This window comes from Actinoallomurus acaciae, assembly GCF_042429965.1.
In the GTDB taxonomy this organism is placed as follows: Bacteria; Actinomycetota; Actinomycetes; order Streptosporangiales; family Streptosporangiaceae; genus Actinoallomurus; species Actinoallomurus acaciae.
In genome coordinates this window covers 1-18,194 of the sequence record NZ_JBHLZP010000122.1, presented here as the reverse complement: position 1 = coordinate 18,194, position 18,194 = coordinate 1, and the positions used below count along the sequence as shown (strand labels likewise).

Genomic DNA, 18,194 nt, shown 5'->3' with positions numbered 1-18,194 from the left:
ACTTGCCGACCGTCGCAGCGGACACGCCGGCATCCGCCGCGACCCGCGCGTTCGTTGCCCCATCCGCACACGCCAGCACCACCTTGCATCGCAACGCGAACGCCTGCGCCGACGTCGCCGCCCGTGCTCCACGCACCAACTCCGCCCGTTCGGCATCACTCACCGTCAACGGAGCCTTCGGCCTGCCAGTCCTCGCCACGTGCCAAGCATAAAATTATTTCACCTAATTAAGGCGCAGGACACTAGGAACCACCGAGTCGGGGGCCGATCGTCTTGGCGAAGGCCGTGACGTCGGTCTCCGGCAGGTCGTAGCCGGAGGCGAAGGTGTGGGCCGGGAAGAAGAAGACGTGCAGGTCATCGCCGCGGCCGATCTCCTCCCGGGCTCGCAGCAGCCGCTCGGCGCAGTACTCGGCCGGTCCGAACAGGCCGTACGCGTCGCAGATCTTCGCCGCGAGCTCGGGTGAGATGTCGCCCGGCCGGTGGTCGTCGGCCAGGTCGATGCCCGCCTCCCGCAGCCAGCGCAGGTTCGCCCTGCTGGGGTAGGTGAGGAACGACTGGCCCTCGCGGAACTCCCGGCGCGGCCACTCGCGCGTCTCCTCGAACGGTCCGACGGCCGTCGTGACGATGAAGATCTCCTTGATCGACGCCGGGTCGCGACCGGCCCGGCGCGCGCCCGCCGCGACGTGGTCGCGTGCGACGCGGACCGCGTCCGGGTGCAGCCCGACGAACATCATCACGCCGTCGGCGACCTCGCCCGCGAGCTCCAGCATGCGCGGCCCGGCGGCCAGCACGTACACCTCGGGCGACGGTGTGACCGGGTGGGTGAGCACGGTCTCACGCGCGCCCAGCGGCGTGTTCTCCCCGCGGAGCAGGGACCGTACGGTGCGCACGGTCTCGCGGAGATGCGCGCGGCGCGCCTGCGGTTCGCCCGCCCGCTCGACCGACAGGAAGCCGGGCGCGAGGGAGAGCAGGAACCGGCCCGGAGCCAGCTCGGCCACCGAGTTGCCGAGCGCGGCGAGCACGAGCGGGTGCCGGGTGACGGCGTTGGAGGTCGCCGGGTACAGCGTGAGGCGGCTCGTCCGCTCCGCGGCCAGGGCGAGCGCCACGTACACGTCCCGTCCGGTGTGATGGTGGTCGTGCACACCCACGCCGTTGAACCCGGCGTCCTCACAACGCGCGATGAAGTCGGCGACCTCGCGCAGTGGACGGCCGACGGGTACGCGAATGTCCACCTTGACGCTCATGGACGGCCTTTCGTGATTACTGGTCGAGATAGCCGCGGATCACGCTGAAGCGCAGGTAGTCGTCGTTGACGTAGGCGACGGTGACCGCGAGCGGGCTTTCGTCGGCGTGCACGTGGAGGTGGCGCAGGGACAGCAGCGGATGGTCCGGCTCGATCTCCAGCGCCGCGCGGACGTGCGGCGGAGGCAGTAATGGCCGGACCTGCGCGACCGAGTAGCAGACCGGCCGGCCGACGTGCGTCTCGATGAAGCTGAACGTCGAGTCCATCGCCTCCGGCGTGGAGGACGGGTAACGCAGCAGCCGGGTCGGCACGTGGTCGACGCTGTAGACGGCGGGCCGCCCGTCGGCGGTGAAGACGCGCTCGATCACCTGGCCCGGCTCGCCGGCCGGCAGTTCCAGCGCGGTGGCGACGTCCTCGGGGAGCTCGGCCACGCGCTGGGAGACGCGCTGTCCCGCCTCGTACCCGGCGTCCGTCAGCAGGTCGACGAAGGCGCCGGCCTCGGCGAGGTTCGCGGTGATGCCGAGGACGTGCCGGTTGATGAAGGTGCCCGCGCCGTGGAGCCGGCGGATCCGGCCCTCCTTCTGGAGGGAGTGCAGCGCCGATCGTACGGTCGCGCGGCTCACGCCGAGGGAGGCGGACAGCCGCTCCTCGGCGGGCAGCCGGAGGGTGCCCTCCGCGCCGAGCCGGGCGATCAGCTCCCGGAGCCGCGCCTTGACCTGCCGGTAGCTGTCGGCCGCGATGCGCTCGACCGGGAGATTCATGAGTCCCTCCCCGCGTCGCGGCGGCCGATCGGGCCGTCGTAGCGGCGCAGCCACTCGATCAGGTCGACCAGGCGGGCCACGATGTGGTCGTGGTAGCGCCGTCCCTTCTCCTCGGTGACCCCCAGCGAGGAGCTGAAGGAGCCGGTCGGGGTGAAGGCACGCTGCTCCTCACCGGACCAGACGATCTCGACACCGTCCGGGGCCTTGCCGAACAGGTCGTCGCCGACGAACCCGCCGAAGACCTCCTCGAAGTCCACCTGGGCGTCGGTCAGCCGGTCCATGCGGATCCGGCCCGGATAGCGGTAATGGACGTGGGACAGCTCCAGCTCACCCGCGTGGTGCTCGTTGGTGTCCTTGATCTCCGGCGCGGCCGACCGGGCCAGATGCAGCGGATCGGCGATGACGAAGAGCACCTGGGGCAGCTCCTCATCGTGGAGGACACGGGCGGCGGTGTGCAGCGCCGCGAGGTTCGAACCCTTGTGCCCGTTGATCAAGATGATCCGGTCGAAGCCGTGCCGGGCGAGGCTGCGCGCGACATCGCGCACCAGCAGCGTCAGCGTCTCAGGCCGCACCGAGATCGTGCCCGGGAAACCGCCGTGATGGACCGAGTCACCGAACCAGATCGGCGGCGTCACCAGTACGCCCGCCCGCTGCGCCGCGTCCTCGGCCAGCGTGATCGCCACGTAGGAGTCGACACCGAGCACACCGGCCGGACCATGCTCCTCGGTCGCCCCGATCGGCACGATCGCGATCTTGTCCCGCTCCAGGTACGAGGCGACCTCTTCCCAGGTCAGATCCTGGATCCAGACCGAAGGCAACTCCGTCGCCATGGCATTCCTCCACTCGTGGTGGGCGCGGGGTCAGATCTGAAAGGTCTGACGTCTAACGACAGCTACCCTATTGATTTAGTATGTTTTGCGCCAGTTACCCGTAACGACCGATCTTCGGCTGATGCGCACAGGGGGTACCCGCGTTGACGACTCGATCCACGCCGCCCGCCGACCCGGCCGAGGCGCGCCGGCTGTTCCGCGAGGGGCTCGTCACCCCGACCGCGGGCTGGGCGCCCGGCTTCACGCAGGCGAACACGGTCATCGTACCGAGCGAGTACGCCTACGAGGTGCTGCTGTTCTCCCAACGCAACCCGCGGCCCTGCCCCGTACTCGACGTCTCCGACGCGGGCAGCCCGCGCACCGCTCTGGCGCCCGACGCGGACCTGCGCACCGACTTCCCGGCGTACCGGATCTGGCGTGACGGCGAACTGGCAGAAGAGACCGGCGACGTCCGCGACCACTGGCGCGACGACCTGGTGACCTTCCTCATCGGCTGCAGCTTCACCTTCGAGACGCCGCTGCTCGCAGCCGGCATCGAGGTCCGGCACATCACCGCGGGCACCAACGTGCCGATGTACCGGACCGGCGTCGAGTGCCGTCCGGCGGGCCGGATCCACGGGCCGCTCGTCGTGTCCATGCGTCCGATCCCGGCCGACCGGGTGGCCGAGGCGGTACGGATCTCAGGGAGGTTTCCGTCCGTGCACGGCGCGCCGGTGCACGTCGGCGACCCGACCGGGCTGGGCATCACCGACCTCGGCAAGCCGGACTTCGGCGATCCGGTCGAGATCCGGCCGGGCGAGGTGCCGGTCTTCTGGGCGTGCGGCGTCACTCCGCAGGCCGCCATCATGGCCTCCCGCCCGCCGTTCGCCATCACGCACGCGCCCGGTCACATGTTCATCACCGATGTCCCGGACGCCCGCTACGCCGTGTGAATCCCTCCCGATCCCGGCGCGGTCTCGGTCTCGGTCTCGGTCTCGGTCTCGGTCTCGGCGATACCGAACACGCGCTCGGCCGTACGGTGGCCGATCGCCGTCCGCTGATCGTCGGTCAGCGGCATGCTCCGCAGGAAGGCCACGGCGGACGCCGGATCCTCGTACGGAGAATCGATCGCGAACATGATGTTGTCCTCGCCGACCGCGCGCAGGGCGAGCGCCAGCACGTCCGGATCGTCGATTCCGCTCGTGGTGATCACGAAGTTGCGCCGGAAGTACTCGCTCGGCGTGAGCGACAGGCGCGGCATCGGCGTGGCCGCCCCGGCCGTCCGCGCCGCGAACGCGTGCCGGTTGTCGATCCGGCGCAGCCAGTAGGGGATGCCTTCGCCGAGGTGCCCGAGCACGACGGTCAGCCCCGGATGGCGGTCCAGCGTGCCGCTGAGGATGAGCCGCATGGCGTGCAGCCCTGCCTCGGCCTGGTAACCCCAGATCGCCCCCGGCATGCCGTACTCGCGGTAGGCGGCGAACATGCTCGGCGCCCGCGGGTGCAGGTAGATCGGCGCCCGGTTCGCCTCGGCCGCCGCCAGCAGCGGCGCGAACTCCGGCTCGTCCAGGTACCGCCCGCCGGTGTGCGAGTTGATCATGATGCCGTTGAGCCCGAGCGGCCCCATGGCCCGCTCGATCTCGGCGGCCGCGGCGACCGGATCCTGCGGCGCCACCGTGGCCAGCCCGCCGAACCGGCCCGGGTGCCGCCGCACGATCGCGGCCAGCGCGTCGTTGAACTCCCGGGCCAGTGGCACCGCGTCGGCCGCCGGGTAGGGCTGGACCCCGGGCGGGTTGAGGCTGAGCACCGCCATGTCCTGTCCGAGCGCGTCCATCTCCCGCAGCCGGGCATCGAGATCGGCGAGCCGGGCGCGGAACCCGGCGGTGTTCTCCACCGTACGCATCAGGTCCATCTCGGTCTCGTCGCCCGGCACGACGTCCAGGCCGTGCGCGACGCGCAGGAACGCCTCGGTCGTCATGTGCTCCTCGACGGCGATGACCCTCATGCCCGCCGCCCGCCGTCGACCGACATCGCGATCCCGGTGACGTAGGACGCGGCGTCCGAGCAGAGCCAGACCGCCGCCGCCGCGACCTCCTCCGGCGTGGCCAGCCGGCCGAGCGGCGTGATCGCCTCCTGCCGCGCGATCATGTCGGTGTCGCCCGCCCACCGCTCGAACCCGCCCGTACGGGTCGGGCCGGGACAGACGGCGTTGACCCGGATGCCGTCCGGCGCGTAGTCGACCGCGGCGACCTTGGTGAGCCCGACGATGCCGTGCTTGGCGGCCACGTAGGCGGGGGCATGCGGGATCGCGTACAGGCCTCCGTTGGAGGCGATGTTGACGATCGCGCCGCCGCCCTTGAGCAGGGGCAGCTCGTACTTCATGCACAGGAAGGTCCCGGCGAGGTTGACGCGGACCACACGCTCGAACTCGCCCAGGGTCATCTGGTCGAGCCGTCGGTGCGAGGCCACGCCGGCGTTGTTCACGGCGAGGTCGAGGCCGCCGTACGCCGTGACCGTGCGCTCGACCGCCGCACGCACGGAGTGTTCGTCGGCGATGTCGACGGTGACGGCCAGTGCCTCCCCGCCGTCCTTCCCGATCATCTCGGTGGTCTCGGCCGCCGCGCTCTCGTCGATGTCGAGCACGGCGACCGCGGCGCCGCTTCGGGCGAGCTCCCGCGCCGTCGCGCGGCCGATCCCGCTGCCGGCGCCGGTCACCAGTCCCACCTTCGGGGCGACCTCGTTCATGCCAGCGGCTCGTGGTTCGCCCACGCGACCTTGTACGGGTACCGCGACTGCCAGCGGTCGATGACCTCGTGCAGGCCGGGCGCGCCGAACCCCTTCGCCAGCGCGTCGAGGTCGTCCACGGTGACCTGCACGATCGCGGTCGCGATCAGTGCCGGGATGGCCTCCTCGCCGGGGACGGGGAGGTGGCGCCGGGCCACGACCGACCGCACGGAACCGGTGTCGATCATGACCCGTTCGATGTCCGCGAGGTATTGGTCGAGCTCGGTGTCGGGCAGGGGCCGGTCGAAGGAGACGATCATCGTATGCTTGATCATGCATCGATTCTCGATGGCGCGGGCCGCCGGAGTCCAAGACCGGTTCGATCTTCGGCGATAACCTGGAGGCATGGTCGAACTGGAGACCCGCGAACTCGAGTACTTCATCGCGGTCGCCGACGAGCTGCACTTCGGCCGGGCCGCCGACCGGCTCTCGATCGCCCAGCCGGCGCTGTCGAAGGCGATCCGGCGGATCGAGTCCCGGCTCGGCGTCCCGCTGTTCATCCGCTCAAGCCGGCGCGTCGAGCTCACCCCGGCCGGGACGGCGTTGCAGGAACACGGGCGGCATGCGCTCAACGCGGTCGGCGCCGCCGTCCGCAACGCCCGGCGCGCCGGCGACCCCCAGGCACACCTGCGGCTCGTACTCAAGCCCGGCGGCGACGCCGGCCTGCTGTCCGGCATCCTGGCCGAGTACGCCCACCAGCCCGACGCCCGCCGGGTGGACATCCTGTTCAGCGGCCCCGCCGACCGCACCGACTTCCTGCGCGACGGCCGCGCCGACGTCGGCCTGCTCTACGCGCCGTTCGACGATCTCGACGGCCTGGCGCACGAGACGCTGCACGCCGAGGACCGCGTGGTCATCGTCCCGGCCGCGCACCGGCTGGCCGGGCACGCCTCGGCGCGAATGCCCGATCTGGAGGGTGAGACGCTGCCGCGGTGGAAAGGGGTTCCCGGCGGCGACGGCACCGGTCCCGAGGTCGCCGACGTGGTCCAGTTGATCCACATGATCAGGGTGGGCCGGATGATCGGCATGCTGCCCCGCTCACTGGTCGAACCGGTCCCGGCCGACCTGGTCTGCGTCCCGGTGACCGACGCGCCGCCCAGCCGCCTCGTGCTCGCCTGGAACGAGCAGGACCGCCGGCCACTGGTCGCGTCGTTCGTGGCCGCCGCGCGTTCATCCCAGCAGGTCGAGTAGACGGCCGGCTTGGCGTTCCAGCGTGCCGGGCGGGTTCCGGTCGCGGGCGGGGCCACCGGGGCCGAGCATGAGCATCCAGGAGTAGGCGAACACGCGCCGGAAGTCGCGGACCCGGCCGGCGACCGCGCCGGGAAGGTCGAACTCGCCGAGCAGCGCCGCGGCGTCGAACGTGCCCGGTGTTCGCGTGGAGATGTGCTCGGCGACCTCGGCGAGTTCGAAGGCGCGGTCGCTGCGGCCGGAATCTTCGAAGTCGACCAGCCGTACCTGCTCGCCGTCCCACAGATAGTTCGCCAGGTTGCCGTCGGCGAGCCCGAACACGGGTGTGTCGAGGCCCAGGAGTCGGCCCGTGTCGAGGCCGTCGAGCCATTTCGCGCCCGCCGCGTACGCGTGGGCGACCGTGGGATCCGCACCGAGATCCGGTCGTTTCCCACACAGGGCCTGAGCCTTGGCCACGGCCGCCGCCGGGCTCCACGGGGCGGGCGGCAGGCCGGCCAGGACCGATGGAGGGATCGCCTCGTGCAGCGCCCTGATCGCGCGTGCCATCGCGGCCGTGTGCCGGGGCGTGGTGGTCATGCCGCGCAGCGGAATTCCCGCCAGGCGCGACATCACGACGTACGGGGGCCGCGCGGTGAGGTCGGCGTCGATCGGCTGCGGCACCAGGCCGGGTGAGTGCTCGGCCAGCAGCCGCAGGGCGCGCCACTCGCGTTCGGGCTCACCGCGATCGGCCGAGGTGAACCGTTTGGTCACCTGGTCGCCGCGCACGTCGATGTGATGGGTGCTCGCTCGGCCGACCACCCGCCGAGGCTACCGGAGGGCCCGGCCGCGCCGACGAGCGTCGTCCGGGCTTGGGGGCCGCGCGCTCATTCGTCGTCGTCGTTCTGGCCGTGCAGGAGGTAACCGCGGTTGAGCGCGGCCTTGACCGCTCCGCTGATCGCACCCTGCAAGGTCGCGGCGATGAGCACCTCGGCCCAGCTCCGCTCCAGGTCGCCGGCGTCGGGAGTGTCGTCGTCGCGGGCGATCAGCCGCCAGGTCTGCTTGAAGATCACACCGGCGATCAGGCCGCCCGCGATGCCGAGCGCGGCCGAGGCCGGCCGGGACATGGAGTTCGCCCTGCTCATGAGGGTGTCTTCGCCGGGAACGCGTGCTCGTCGGTCCGCCCGCTCATGACCGCCTCCTCCTGCTCAGCGCCAGCAGCGCGGCCACTGCGCCGACGCCGGCCGCGCCGTACACGAGGGCGGGCCGCCTTCCGGCGACGTCCGCGACCTGGCGCGTGGCGCCGCGCGCCGGCTCGGGGATGTTCTGCTCGGTCTGGCCGAGTGAGACGGCGACCCGCTCACGCATCCGGGCGGCCCGGCCACGTACGCGTGCGGGCACGTCCACCTTCGCCGACAATGCCCGCACCGTCCGGACCAGATCCTGGCGGCTCTGCTCGATCCCGGCGACGAGCTGCTCGCGTTCGCCGGCCCGGCCCGCCCGGGAGGTGTCCTGGCTCATCGTTGCCGCCTTTCGGGAAATGGCTCGCATTCGTTGGTGCGGCCCTCCGTACCCGGGCAGCGCGCACTAATGCGGCATCAACGCGATCCATGGCCACGGCCTCCTCGGCCGGGGGCGCGGGTCAGGTCTCCTGGGCGCGGTGGCGTCCCTCGCCGCCGTCGAAGTCGGTGTAGGTGTAGGGGTTCGGGATGCGCTCGGCGGCGGGCAGTTCCGGGGTGATGCTGTCCTGCCACGCCTCCTCGCCCATGGTGGACCGCGCGTACTCCACGGTGCGCCCCACGGCCGCCTTGGCTCCGGCCAGATCGACGTCGGCCAGGTCCACGAGGCGGTGTTCGTGCTTGACCACGCGCCCGTTGACCAGCACGGTGTGCACGTCGCCGCGGCCCGCCTGGTAGACGACGCTGCCGTACGGATGGAGCAGCGGGTACAGGGCCGGGGCGTCGTCGTTCTTGATCAGTACGAGGTCCGCCTTCTTGCCCGGGGTCACGCTGCCGATCAGCGATTCGAGCCCGAGCGCGCGGGCGCCGCCGATGGTGGCCCAGCGCACGACCTCCTCGGCGCGCAGCCGGTTGTGCACGACGGTGTCGCCTCGGGCGTGCGCCTCCAGATGCTCGCGCGAGCGGTCGGCGGACAGCGTCGCCCGCATCGCGGAGAACAGGTCGGCGCTCCACCACACGCTGGTGTCCATCGACAGCGAGACCGGGATGCCGTGCCGCCGCAGCTCCCAGCTCGGCGGGTAGCCCTGGCCGGCGCTCTGCTCGCTCTCGGTCGACACCGACACGGAGCCGCCGCTGGCGGCGATGCGCTGGTAGGAGTCCTCGCTGAGGGTGGCGGCATGGACGTAGGTGGTGCCGGGCGTCATGAAGCCGCCCTCCCACATCAGCCGGATGCTCTCGTCGTTGGTCGCGCCCCACACGCCGGCGTGCGTGGTGACCCGCAGGCCCAGGTCCCGCGCGGCCTCGAACGCCGCCCGCTCCGGGAACTTCGGGTCGCCGGTGACGTCGAAGGCGAGTTGCAGGCCGAGCATGTCGTCCGGCGTGCCGAAACGCTCGACGAAGCCCCGGAACTCCGGGCTGTTCGTCCACTCCCACGGGGCGCCGAGCAGGTTCCCGTACGCGAGGACGAACCGGCCGGGGGCCGACCGCAGCGCGTCGGCGGCGGCCTCGCCGTGCTCCACCGTTCGCAGCCCGTGCGACCAGTCCACCGTGGTCGTGACGCCCGCGTCGACCGCCTCGATCGCGGACAGCGTGTTGCCGGCGTGGATGTCCTCGGGGCGGAAGATCTTGCCCCAGTTGAGGTAGTAGAAGACGAAGTACTGCGTGAGGGTCCAGTCGGCGCCCAGCCCGCGCAGCGCGGTCTGCCACATGTGCCGATGGGTGTCGACCATGCCGGGCATCAGGATGCCGCCGGAGGCGTCGATCTCGGCGGTGCCGTCGGGCACGGCGAGGTCGCGGCCGATCTCGGCGATCGTGTCTCCGGTGACGAGCACGTCACCGCCCTCGATGACACCGGCGTCATCCATGGTGAGGACGGTCGCGCCGCGGAAGACGATCGGGCGGCCGATGAGTTGGTCGAGGTTCATGACGTCACCTGTGCTCACGTGGAGATGTCCGGGTACGGCAGGGTGAAGTGGGACAGCTTGGCGGCGTAGTCGAGCTGCATCCCCAGCGGCTCGGTGAAGTCGCGCTCGAACATGGCGATCCACAGCGTCAGGGTGAGGAAGTTGTGCGCGCCCATCGCGAACAGGGCGACATGGTCGTGCGTTCTCAGCGCCTGCCGTTCCTCGTCGGTGAAGGACAGCCAGGTCGTACGCTCGCCGCTCGGCAGGTTGAGGATCTCCCCCGCCTTCTCGGCCTCCCACCACGCGACGGTGCCCTCGGGGTCCTCGCGGTAGCGCTCGACGAGCTCGGGGTCGCGATCGATGGTGTAGAGAAACTTGTTCACCAGATATCTGCTCATGAGCCCTCCTTCGCGTCCACCCCGTGCGGATACCAGGTGAAGTACGCCTCCATGGTGTGGAACAGGTCCAGGTTGTCGGCGTAGTCGGCCTTGCGGCCGTCGGCGAGCCCCATCATCAGCATGAAGTCCATGAAGCCGTGGGTGGCGTTGCCCGGGGCGTGCAGGCTGTCGAGCGTGACCTCCGCCAGGCAGGCCTCGAGGTCGCCGCTCGCGATCCACTCGACCGCCTTCGCGTCGAACTCCGGGTCGGGCCCGTGGGGGCCGAACTGGCGCGGGCCGCCCAGTTCGAGCGACAGGTGCCCGGTGCCGATCACCGCGACGCGCAGGTCGCTCGGCCATGCGTCGACCAGCTCGCGGATCGTACGGCCGAGCTGCACGAACCGCTCGGGGCGCGGCAGCGGCGGGGCGAAGATGTTGGTGTAGATCGGCACGATCGGCAGGTCGTTCTGCGGCCGTACGGTGAAGATCGGGCACGTGATGGAGTGGTCGACGCGCAACTCGTTGCTGAAGGCCAGGTCGAAGCCGCGATCGATGCCCTCGCGCAGGAGGTACGCCGACAGCTCCTCGTGCCCCTTGAGGAGGAGCTTCGGCAGGCCGAACTCCCGTTCCTCGTTGTAGTAGTTCGCGTCGTAGAACGGGGCCTTGCCGACCAGGAACTGTGGCATGTTGTCCAGCCAGAGCTGGTGGAAGTGGTCCGAGCCGACCATGACCAGCACGTCGGGACGGGCGCGCGTCAGCGTTTCGCGGTAGGCCTCGACCTTCCGGACCCACTCGGCGGCGAAGGGCGGCGCCTCCCCGGCCGGAAGGTTGCTGGTCCGGTAGTAGAACGGATGGTGCGTCGTGGCCAGAATCGCGACGAGCTTCGCCATCGTGACGGTCCTTCCTCGATAGCAACCGCCTACCGGACACTCGTCCGGTCAGCGGCGTTAGGGGAAAGATGTCGTGCGAGCCGAGTGGTGTCAAGGGGGGCCGCTGCCGGGGCGAGTCGCCGATTCACGGCCCTTCGGCCGCTGTGCGACCATGCTCACGGTGTCACTGCCCGGTGATACCCGGTTGAGCAGGGGGACATCATGGCCGGACGCGGCTCCGATCCCGACTTCGTCGAGGCGCTCGCCCGTGGACTGGACATCTTGTCGTGCTTCGGCGAACGCCGTCCGCGCATGACGCTGACCGAGGTCGCCGCGGCGACCGGCCTGGCGCGCCCGACCGCGCGCCGGCTGCTGCTGACGCTGCGGGAGCTCGGCTACGTCCGGGCCGACGACGGCGCCTTCGCCCTGACGCCGCAGGTGCTGCGCCTGGGCATGTCGTACGTGGGCGCCCTCGGGCTGTGGCACATCGCGCGCCCGCACCTGGAGGACCTGGTCGGCCGGACCGGCGAGTCGTCCTCGATGTCGCAGCTCGACGGGTCCGACATCGTCTACGTCGCCCGCGTCTCGGTGCCGAAGATCATCACCTTGCGGGTCGAGATCGGCACCCGCTTCCCGGCCGCGCGCACCTCCCAGGGCAAGGTGCTGCTCGCGGCCCTGCCGCCGGACGCGCTCCGCGAGACGCTGAGCCTGCCGAGCCGTGCGGGCCTGCCGCCGTTCCTGCCGCGCGACCCGGCCGAGCTGGAGGAAGAACTGCTCACCGTACGCGCACGGGGCTGGGCGCTGGCGGACGAGGAGCTGGCGCCGGGCATCCGGTCGATCGCGGCCCCGGTCCGCGACGGCGCCGGCCAGGTCCGCGCCGCGATGAACGTGACCGTGCACGCGGCCGAGACGAGCGTGGACGCGCTGGTCGGCGAGCACCTCCCCCGGCTCCTGCGAACGGCGGGCGAGATCTCCGCCGAGTGGGCCCTCTGGCAGTCCCGCCCCCACGCCGAGGTGAAGGCCGACCGCACCGCCGGCTGAGACCGGCTCGGGTCAGGTTCTTCGAGCCCTCGGCCGTCACCTACGACCACGTGGGCATGAACCTGTACGTCGGCCGACCCGTTGACAGATGGCGCTCGCCACGACCAAAGTTACGGACAGTTGTCCGTATCGCGGTTGGAGCGCCTCATGTCAGCACCAGGATCAGGAACGTCCGGGCCGCTGTCGGGCATCGTGGTGGCCGACTTCTCCCGGGTGCTCGCGGGCCCGTACTGCACGATGCTGCTCGCCGACCTCGGCGCGGAAGTGATCAAGGTGGAGGGCCCGGCCGGCGACGACACCCGGCACTGGGTGCCGCCCGTACGCGACGGTGTGGGCACCTACTTCCTGGCGGTCAACCGCAACAAGCGGTCCATCGTGCTCGACCTCGCCGACCCGGGGGACGCCGAGGTCGCCCACGCCCTCTCCGCTCGGGCCGACGTGTTCATCCACAACTTCAAGCCCGGGGGCCTGGCGAAGTTCGGCCTCGACCATGACGCCGTGGCCGCGCGCAACGCCGACGTCATCTACTGCGAGATCAGCGGCTTCGGGGCGGCGGAGGGCGCGTCGCTGCCCGGGTACGACCTGCTCGTCCAGGCCATGTCCGGGCTGATGAGCCTGACCGGAGACCCCGGCGGACCGCCGTACCGCTCCGGCATCTCCGTCTTCGACATCATGACCGGCCTGCACTCCGCGATCGGCATCCTCGCCGCGCTGCACCACCGCGACCTCACCGGGCAGGGCCAGCGGGTCGAGACGAACCTGCTCTCCACCGCGCTCAGCACCATGGTCAACCAGGTGTCGGCATACATCGCGGGCGGCGTGGTCCCCCATCGAATGGGCAACGCGCACCTGAGCCTCTTCCCGTACGAGCCGCTCCCCACCGGCGACGGGGAGCTGATCGTGGCGGCCGGCAACAACGGGCAGTTCCGCCGCCTCTGCGCGGCGATCGGCGCGCCCGAACTGGCCGACGACGGGCGTTTCACGACCGTGGGGCGCCGCAACGACAACCGCGAGGAGCTGCGGCCCCGGCTCCTCGAACGCCTCGCCACCCGGTCGGCGCAGGAGTGGTTCACCGTGCTCACCGAGGCGGGCGTACCCTGCGGGCCGATCAACGACGTGCGCGGCGGAGTCGAGCTCGCCGACGAGCTGGGCCTGGAGCCGGTCGTCTCGCCCGACGGCGTGCCGAGCGTGCGCAACCCGGTGCGCATGTCGGCCACGCCCGCACGCTACGACCTCGCGCCGCCGGCCCTGGACGCCCACGGTGACGAGGTACGCGCCTGGCTCGGCCTGCCCACCCGGAAGGCCTGAGAAGCACCCGACCCTACGGAAGGACCGACGCGTGACCCGACCCGTCCCCGAGTTCCCGACCTCGATCGGCACGTCCGACCCCACGACCATCACGCTGCTCGGGCAGGATCTGGCCCGGGACCTGATGGGGAACGTGAGCTTCGGTGAGCTCGCGTACTGGCTGCTCACCCTCGAACGGCCGACCCCGCAGCAGTCGCGGCTGTTCGAGGCCGTGCTGCTCGGCCTCGCCGACCACGGGTTCACCCCGACCGCGATCGCCGCGCGCCTGACCTACCTCAGCGCGCCGGACGCGATCCAGGGCGCGCTCGCCGCCGGGCTCCTCGGCGGCGGCTCGCGGTTCCTCGGCGTCACCGAGGACACCGGCCGGTTCCTCGCCGACGTCCTCGCCGAGACCGGCGAGGACCCGTCCGACGAGGCGGGCTGGGACGCACTGGCCGAACGCGCGGTCGCCGCGCGCAAGGCCGCCGGGCTGCTGGTCCCCGGCCTGGGCCACCCGGTGCACAAGGAGGGCGACCCGCGCACGCCGGTCATCATCCGCATCGCCCACGAGGAGGGCCTGTACGGGCCGCACCTGGCGCTGTTCGAGGCCGTCGGCCGCATACACCCCCGGATCCTCGGCCGTACGCTGCCGCTCAACGGGGCCGGGGTGAGCGGCGCGGCCCTCGCCGACCTCGGCCTGCCGCTCGAACTGCTCCGCGGCACCGTGCTCCTCGCCCGATGCGCCGGGCTGCTCGGGCACATCGCCGAGGAACTGCGCCACCCGGTGGCCAGCGACATCTATCTGACGGTCGACCGCAACGCGACGTACGTGAATCCCGAGAGCTGAGTCGTGAACGGCGGGCCCGAACCGCACAACGCTCGTCCTGAGGCCCTGGTGGGGTGGCGATTCGAGGCCGGGGCGGGATGATGGGGTCATGCCGGACGAGGTGGATCTCACGAAACAGCGGGTCCGAAACCCCTGGGGGCAGGGTGAGCGGCTCCGTACGGAGATCCTGGACGCGGCCGTGCGGCTGCTCTCGGAGCTGGGCGGCGCGGAGGCGCTGACGATCCGCGGGGTCGCGCGGGCGGCCGGCATCGCCCCGGCCAGCATCTACCAGCACTTCGCCGACAAGGTCGCGCTCGTCCGCGGGGTCGTCGAGTACGACTACCAGCGGCTCTCGGCCGTCATGCGGGAGGCCGACGAGAGCGTCGACGCGGGCGACGTGGTCGGCCGGGTTCGCGCGCAGATGCACGCCTACTGCCGGTTCGCGATCGCCAACCCGGGTCACTACCGGCTGATGCTGGGCAACCGCCGCATCACACATGAACCGGACGGCCGCCCGTACGGCCCGCTGGTGCCCGTGGTGGAGTCCGTCGGCGCCGCGTTCGAACGCTGCGAGCGGGCGGGCCGGCGACTGCGTCTGCCGAGCGACCGCGCGGCCGTGGTGGTGTTCGTCGGGACCCACGGCCGGGTGGCGCTGTTCCACTCGGGCCGGGCCGACGAGGACGCCGACCGCATCCTGCAGTTCGTCGACGAGCTCATCTCCCTCGTCATCGAGTAGAAGCCCCGCGCCACCGCTGACCGCAGTCGGCCGGGTCCCGAGAAACCGCAGGACAAACAACTACTTAGCAGGAGAAACGTGATTTAGACCTCATTGCGGCACTCTCCTCAGGCATTGCCGGGCGGCATATGCTGAGAAAGTCACCGAACAATCGTTCGGCAACTTTCCGTGTAGGAGGCCTCGATGCCGGACACGCGCGTGCCCGCCTACCCGATGAAGCGCGGCTGCCCGTTCGATCCACCACCCGAACTCGCTCGGATCCGCGCCGAAGACCCCGTGACCAGAGTGCGGCTCTGGGACGGCAGCCACCCCTGGCTGATCACCGGCTACGACGACCAGCGCGCCGTACTGAGGGACCGCCGGTTCAGCGCCGACGTGAGAAGACCCGGATACCCGCACGTCACCGCCGCCTCGCAGGCGCGGCGTCGGCGGTCGCGGTCGTTCATCTCGATGGACGAGCCCGAACACGGCAGGTACCGCAGGATGCTGACCAGCACCTTCATGATCAAGCGCGTGGAGGCCCTGCGCCCGCGGATCCAGAAGATCGTGGACGAGCTCATCGACGCGATGCTCGCCGGGACGCCGCCGGTGGACCTGGTCTCGGCCTTCGCGCTGCCCGTGCCGTCGCTGGTGATCTGCGAGCTGCTCGGCGTCCCGTACGCCGACCACGACTTCTTCCAGCGGTGCAGCCGGACCGTGATCAGCAGCCGGTCCACCCCCGAAGAGGCGGTCGCGGCCGGCGACGAGCTGAAGGAGTACCTGATCCGCCTGCTCGGCCGCAAGGCCGACGAGCCCGCGGACGATCTGCTCAGCCGGCTCCTCGTCGAACAGGCCGGGACGATGACGCACTCCCAGATCGCCGACATGGGCATGCTGCTGCTCATCGCCGGGCACGAGACGACCGCGAACATGATCGCGCTCGGCACGCTGACCCTGCTCCAGCACCCCGACCAGCTCGACGAACTACGCGAGGGCGACCCTGGCCTGGTCAAGAGCGCGGTGGAGGAGCTGCTGCGCTACCTCAACATCGTGCACAGCGGCCGGCGCCGGGTGGCCATCGAGGACGTCGAGATCGGCGGGCGGTTGATCAAGGCCGGCGAGGGCGTCATCGTGGCGACCGACGCGGGCAACCGCGACGAGAACGCCTTCTCCGATCCGGACGTGCTGGACATCCACCGCGACGCACGTCACCACGTGGCCTTCGGGTACGGCGTGCACCAGTGCCTCGGCCAGCCGCTCGCGCGGGTCGAGCTGCAGGTGGTCTACAGCACGCTCTACCGCCGCGTCCCGACGCTGCGGCTCGCGGTGCCGCTGGAAGAGGTCAGGTTCAAACACGACATGCTCGTGTACGGCGTCCACGAGCTGCCCGTCTCCTGGTGAGGAGGAATTCCCCATGAAGGTCAGCGTCGATCAGGACAAGTGCATCGGATCGGGCCAGTGCGTGATGCTCGCTCCGGCCGTGTTCGACCAGCGCGATGAGGACGGCATCGTCATCCTCCGCGACGCGAACCCACCGTCGGACCTGGACGACGACGTCAGCGAGGCCGCCCAGGTCTGCCCCGGCCTCGCGATCAGCGTCGAGGACTGACCCGCCGTACGTCGTGGGGGCGCCGGGGCGATCGGTAGCCGATGTTTGACTCGATTCGGCATCTGGTCATACGGTTCGCCTGTGAGCGCCCCCACCGAACGACTCCGCGATCCCCGGCAGCGTGCCGCGCGCGCCACGAGGATCCTCGACGTGGCGGCCGACCTGCTGTTGCGCCACGGCTACCGGCGGGTGACCATCGACGACGTCGCCGCCGGGGCCGGCATCGGCAAGGGCACGGTCTACCTGCATTGGAAGACCCGCGAGCAGTTGTTCAGCGTGGTGTTCGCACGCGAGGTGCTCTACGCGCTGGACGAGCTGCGCCAGGCCCTGCGGCGGGATCCGCGGGTGAGCCTGCTGCATCGTTTCGCGCACACCTACTTCCTGGCGATCGCGAACCGGCCGCTGCTGCGCAGCCTCCTGCTGGGCGACCCCGAGCTGCTCGGCAGGCTGACCAGCGCGCCCGGCACCGGCCGCGATGACCGGCACCGGGCGGTGCTGTACGGGTACCTCCGGTTGCTCGCGGAGCGCGGTCTGCTGCGCGACGACCTGAGCGTCGACGAGGTCGGCTACGCCTACGACGCGACCTTCGAGGGCTTCCTGCGGGCCGAGGACGCCTCGGCCGTGAAAGGCCCCGAACAGCGCGCCGGCCTTCTCGCGCTAACCGTCCGGCGCGCCCTCGAGAACGAGCGGCAGGCCACCGACGCCGCCGTCGAAGATCTGGCCGCCGCCACCGGTGCGCTTCTGGGCGACCTGATCGACGCCGACCGTGCCGAGTTCGGCATCCCCGAGGCCTGACGGCCCTCAGCCCCAGGAACGGCAGGACCGCCGGGAGGCCTGATCCGGCCGGACGTCGGGGTTGCTTCGTGTGGGCGGCGTTGGGAAGGTCGCGGCATGACGACCGCAGGGCCGAAGACGCCCGTCGGCGCGGGGCCGCCCCGGTTGGCGGCCGGCCCCGTGGCGGTCGTGGTCGTCGGGCTCGCCGCCGTGCTCAGCGCGCTGTCCCCCCGGTACGGCTTCCATCGCGACGAGCTGTACTTCCTCGTCGCCGGCGGGCATCCCGCCTGGGGTTACGTCGACCAGCCGCCGCTGACGCCGCTCATCGCGCGGGCCGCCACCGCGCTGTTCGGGGACACGCCCGCCGGGCTGCGTGTCGCCGCCACTCTCGCCGGTGCCGCCACCGTGTTCGTCACCGCCCTCATCGCGCGGGAGCTGAACGGCGGCCGGCGGGCGCAGGTGTTCGCGGCGCTGGCCGCGGCGGTGTCCGGGTTCGTCCTCGCGGTCGGGCACATGGTCTCGACGGCAACGTTCGACCTGCTCGCCTGGCTGGTGGTCGCGTGGCTGGCGCTCGGGCTGGCGCGTACGGGTGACGGCCGCCGGTGGCCCGTGCTCGGTGCCGTGGTCGGACTGGCCATGCTGAACAAGTACCTGGTCGGGATGCTCGCGGTCGCGCTGCTCATCGCGGTGCTCTCCGTCGGGCCGCGCGGCGTGCTGCGCGGCCGGTGGCCGGTCGCCGCGGTGGCCATCGCCGCCGTCATCGCCACGCCGAACCTGTGGTGGCAGGCCACGCACGGCTGGCCGCAGCTCACCGTCGCCGGGGGCATCAGCTCCGACGACGGGGCGGCGAACCGCG

At 71.3% G+C, this 18,194-nt stretch carries 22 protein-coding genes; 10 read left to right on the top strand and 12 right to left on the bottom strand.

The window, feature by feature from the left end; genetic code table 11:
- Positions 1–242: 242 nt before the first annotated feature.
- From ACFFNX_RS18220 to ACFFNX_RS18210, 3 genes are read right to left on the bottom strand one after another with little or no spacing between them, the layout of a single operon-like run.
- Positions 243–1,244, bottom strand: a complete 1,002-nt coding sequence (locus ACFFNX_RS18220) for an LLM class flavin-dependent oxidoreductase (RefSeq protein ID WP_378203105.1) — start codon at positions 1,242–1,244, stop codon at positions 243–245.
- A gap of 16 nt (positions 1,245–1,260) precedes the next feature.
- A complete protein-coding gene (locus ACFFNX_RS18215) occupies positions 1,261–2,004 on the bottom strand; it encodes a GntR family transcriptional regulator (protein ID WP_378203102.1) in 744 nt (247 codons plus the stop codon).
- The gene (locus tag ACFFNX_RS18210) at positions 2,001–2,834 is read right to left on the bottom strand and encodes a creatininase family protein (protein WP_378203099.1); all 834 of its coding nucleotides are present in this window, start codon (positions 2,832–2,834) and stop codon (positions 2,001–2,003) included. Before ACFFNX_RS18210 ends, ACFFNX_RS18215 begins: the two co-directional genes overlap by 4 nt.
- Positions 2,835–2,977: 143 nt before the next feature.
- Here ACFFNX_RS18210 and ACFFNX_RS18205 point away from each other — a divergent pair, with 143 nt between their 5' ends.
- A complete protein-coding gene (locus ACFFNX_RS18205; RefSeq protein WP_378203097.1) occupies positions 2,978–3,766 on the top strand; it encodes a putative hydro-lyase in 789 nt (262 codons plus the stop codon).
- Here ACFFNX_RS18205 and ACFFNX_RS18200 read toward each other — a convergent pair.
- The 3 genes from ACFFNX_RS18200 to ACFFNX_RS18190 are packed head-to-tail and all read right to left on the bottom strand — an operon-like array spanning position 3,754 to position 5,869.
- The gene (locus tag ACFFNX_RS18200; protein ID WP_378203094.1) at positions 3,754–4,815 is read right to left on the bottom strand and encodes an amidohydrolase family protein; all 1,062 of its coding nucleotides are present in this window, start codon (positions 4,813–4,815) and stop codon (positions 3,754–3,756) included. The genes ACFFNX_RS18205 and ACFFNX_RS18200 overlap by 13 nt on opposite strands.
- Positions 4,812–5,555 carry an SDR family NAD(P)-dependent oxidoreductase gene (locus tag ACFFNX_RS18195; RefSeq protein WP_378203091.1) on the bottom strand — a complete coding sequence of 248 codons (744 nt, stop codon included), beginning with the start codon at positions 5,553–5,555 and terminating at the stop codon, positions 4,812–4,814. Before ACFFNX_RS18195 ends, ACFFNX_RS18200 begins: the two co-directional genes overlap by 4 nt.
- Complete coding sequence (locus ACFFNX_RS18190; protein ID WP_378203088.1) at positions 5,552–5,869, bottom strand: hypothetical protein; 318 nt, start codon at positions 5,867–5,869, stop codon at positions 5,552–5,554. The genes ACFFNX_RS18195 and ACFFNX_RS18190 overlap by 4 nt, the downstream gene beginning before the upstream one ends.
- 70 nt (positions 5,870–5,939) lie before the next feature.
- Here ACFFNX_RS18190 and ACFFNX_RS18185 point away from each other — a divergent pair, with 70 nt between their 5' ends.
- Entirely contained in the window at positions 5,940–6,785 is an 846-nt protein-coding gene (locus ACFFNX_RS18185) for a LysR family transcriptional regulator (RefSeq protein ID WP_378203085.1), read from the top strand.
- Here ACFFNX_RS18185 and ACFFNX_RS18180 read toward each other — a convergent pair.
- The 6 genes from ACFFNX_RS18180 to ACFFNX_RS18155 form a co-directional block, all read right to left on the bottom strand.
- Positions 6,765–7,580, bottom strand: a complete 816-nt coding sequence (locus tag ACFFNX_RS18180; protein ID WP_378203082.1) for an aminoglycoside phosphotransferase family protein — start codon at positions 7,578–7,580, stop codon at positions 6,765–6,767. The two genes, ACFFNX_RS18185 and ACFFNX_RS18180, sit on opposite strands and share 21 nt — an antisense overlap.
- A 65-nt stretch (positions 7,581–7,645) precedes the next feature.
- A complete protein-coding gene (locus ACFFNX_RS18175; protein ID WP_378203079.1) occupies positions 7,646–7,903 on the bottom strand; it encodes a DUF4235 domain-containing protein in 258 nt (85 codons plus the stop codon).
- Positions 7,904–7,946: 43 nt separating this feature from the next.
- Entirely contained in the window at positions 7,947–8,279 is a 333-nt protein-coding gene (locus tag ACFFNX_RS18170; protein ID WP_378203076.1) for a DUF3618 domain-containing protein, read from the bottom strand.
- Between the two features lie 121 nt (positions 8,280–8,400).
- Complete coding sequence (locus tag ACFFNX_RS18165) at positions 8,401–9,861, bottom strand: amidohydrolase family protein (protein WP_378203073.1); 1,461 nt, start codon at positions 9,859–9,861, stop codon at positions 8,401–8,403.
- Positions 9,862–9,875: 14 nt separating this feature from the next.
- Positions 9,876–10,238 carry a hypothetical protein gene (locus tag ACFFNX_RS18160; protein WP_378203070.1) on the bottom strand — a complete coding sequence of 121 codons (363 nt, stop codon included), beginning with the start codon at positions 10,236–10,238 and terminating at the stop codon, positions 9,876–9,878.
- Positions 10,235–11,107, bottom strand: coding sequence for a DODA-type extradiol aromatic ring-opening family dioxygenase (locus ACFFNX_RS18155; RefSeq protein ID WP_378203067.1), 873 nt, complete (start codon positions 11,105–11,107; stop codon positions 10,235–10,237). The genes ACFFNX_RS18160 and ACFFNX_RS18155 overlap by 4 nt, the downstream gene beginning before the upstream one ends.
- A 201-nt stretch (positions 11,108–11,308) precedes the next feature.
- Here ACFFNX_RS18155 and ACFFNX_RS18150 point away from each other — a divergent pair, with 201 nt between their 5' ends.
- From ACFFNX_RS18150 to ACFFNX_RS18115, 8 genes are all read left to right on the top strand, one after another.
- Positions 11,309–12,127 carry an IclR family transcriptional regulator domain-containing protein gene (locus tag ACFFNX_RS18150; RefSeq protein WP_378203064.1) on the top strand — a complete coding sequence of 273 codons (819 nt, stop codon included), beginning with the start codon at positions 11,309–11,311 and terminating at the stop codon, positions 12,125–12,127.
- A gap of 147 nt (positions 12,128–12,274) precedes the next feature.
- The gene (locus tag ACFFNX_RS18145) at positions 12,275–13,435 is read left to right on the top strand and encodes a CaiB/BaiF CoA transferase family protein (RefSeq protein ID WP_378203061.1); all 1,161 of its coding nucleotides are present in this window, start codon (positions 12,275–12,277) and stop codon (positions 13,433–13,435) included.
- Between the two features lie 31 nt (positions 13,436–13,466).
- Positions 13,467–14,261 (top strand): citryl-CoA lyase, encoded by a 795-nt coding sequence (locus tag ACFFNX_RS18140; protein ID WP_378203058.1) that lies wholly within the window; start codon positions 13,467–13,469, stop codon positions 14,259–14,261.
- A gap of 88 nt (positions 14,262–14,349) precedes the next feature.
- A complete protein-coding gene (locus ACFFNX_RS18135; RefSeq protein ID WP_378203055.1) occupies positions 14,350–14,976 on the top strand; it encodes a TetR/AcrR family transcriptional regulator in 627 nt (208 codons plus the stop codon).
- Between the two features lie 183 nt (positions 14,977–15,159).
- Positions 15,160–16,356, top strand: a complete 1,197-nt coding sequence (locus tag ACFFNX_RS18130; protein ID WP_378203052.1) for a cytochrome P450 — start codon at positions 15,160–15,162, stop codon at positions 16,354–16,356.
- A gap of 13 nt (positions 16,357–16,369) precedes the next feature.
- The gene (locus tag ACFFNX_RS18125) at positions 16,370–16,564 is read left to right on the top strand and encodes a ferredoxin (protein WP_378203049.1); all 195 of its coding nucleotides are present in this window, start codon (positions 16,370–16,372) and stop codon (positions 16,562–16,564) included.
- Between the two features lie 81 nt (positions 16,565–16,645).
- Positions 16,646–17,359, top strand: a complete 714-nt coding sequence (locus ACFFNX_RS18120) for a TetR/AcrR family transcriptional regulator (RefSeq protein WP_378203046.1) — start codon at positions 16,646–16,648, stop codon at positions 17,357–17,359.
- 96 nt (positions 17,360–17,455) lie between these two features.
- A partial coding sequence (locus tag ACFFNX_RS18115; protein WP_378203043.1) for a glycosyltransferase family 39 protein occupies positions 17,456–18,194 on the top strand: 739 nt, incomplete at its 3' end.

Coding starts and splice junctions, on each gene's coding strand:
- ACFFNX_RS18220 (WP_378203105.1), bottom strand. CDS start 1,244: ATGAGCGTCAAGGTGGACATTCGCGTACCCGTCGGCCGTCCACTGCGC.
- ACFFNX_RS18215 (WP_378203102.1), bottom strand. CDS start 2,004: ATGAATCTCCCGGTCGAGCGCATCGCGGCCGACAGCTACCGGCAGGTC.
- ACFFNX_RS18210 (WP_378203099.1), bottom strand. CDS start 2,834: ATGGCGACGGAGTTGCCTTCGGTCTGGATCCAGGATCTGACCTGGGAA.
- ACFFNX_RS18200 (WP_378203094.1), bottom strand. CDS start 4,815: ATGAGGGTCATCGCCGTCGAGGAGCACATGACGACCGAGGCGTTCCTG.
- ACFFNX_RS18195 (WP_378203091.1), bottom strand. CDS start 5,555: ATGAACGAGGTCGCCCCGAAGGTGGGACTGGTGACCGGCGCCGGCAGC.
- ACFFNX_RS18190 (WP_378203088.1), bottom strand. CDS start 5,869: ATGATCAAGCATACGATGATCGTCTCCTTCGACCGGCCCCTGCCCGAC.
- ACFFNX_RS18185 (WP_378203085.1), top strand. CDS start 5,940: ATGGTCGAACTGGAGACCCGCGAACTCGAGTACTTCATCGCGGTCGCC.
- ACFFNX_RS18175 (WP_378203079.1), bottom strand. CDS start 7,903: ATGAGCAGGGCGAACTCCATGTCCCGGCCGGCCTCGGCCGCGCTCGGC.
- ACFFNX_RS18170 (WP_378203076.1), bottom strand. CDS start 8,279: ATGAGCCAGGACACCTCCCGGGCGGGCCGGGCCGGCGAACGCGAGCAG.
- ACFFNX_RS18165 (WP_378203073.1), bottom strand. CDS start 9,861: ATGAACCTCGACCAACTCATCGGCCGCCCGATCGTCTTCCGCGGCGCG.
- ACFFNX_RS18160 (WP_378203070.1), bottom strand. CDS start 10,238: ATGAGCAGATATCTGGTGAACAAGTTTCTCTACACCATCGATCGCGAC.
- ACFFNX_RS18155 (WP_378203067.1), bottom strand. CDS start 11,107: ATGGCGAAGCTCGTCGCGATTCTGGCCACGACGCACCATCCGTTCTAC.
- ACFFNX_RS18150 (WP_378203064.1), top strand. CDS start 11,309: ATGGCCGGACGCGGCTCCGATCCCGACTTCGTCGAGGCGCTCGCCCGT.
- ACFFNX_RS18145 (WP_378203061.1), top strand. CDS start 12,275: ATGTCAGCACCAGGATCAGGAACGTCCGGGCCGCTGTCGGGCATCGTG.
- ACFFNX_RS18135 (WP_378203055.1), top strand. CDS start 14,350: ATGCCGGACGAGGTGGATCTCACGAAACAGCGGGTCCGAAACCCCTGG.
- ACFFNX_RS18130 (WP_378203052.1), top strand. CDS start 15,160: ATGCCGGACACGCGCGTGCCCGCCTACCCGATGAAGCGCGGCTGCCCG.
- ACFFNX_RS18125 (WP_378203049.1), top strand. CDS start 16,370: ATGAAGGTCAGCGTCGATCAGGACAAGTGCATCGGATCGGGCCAGTGC.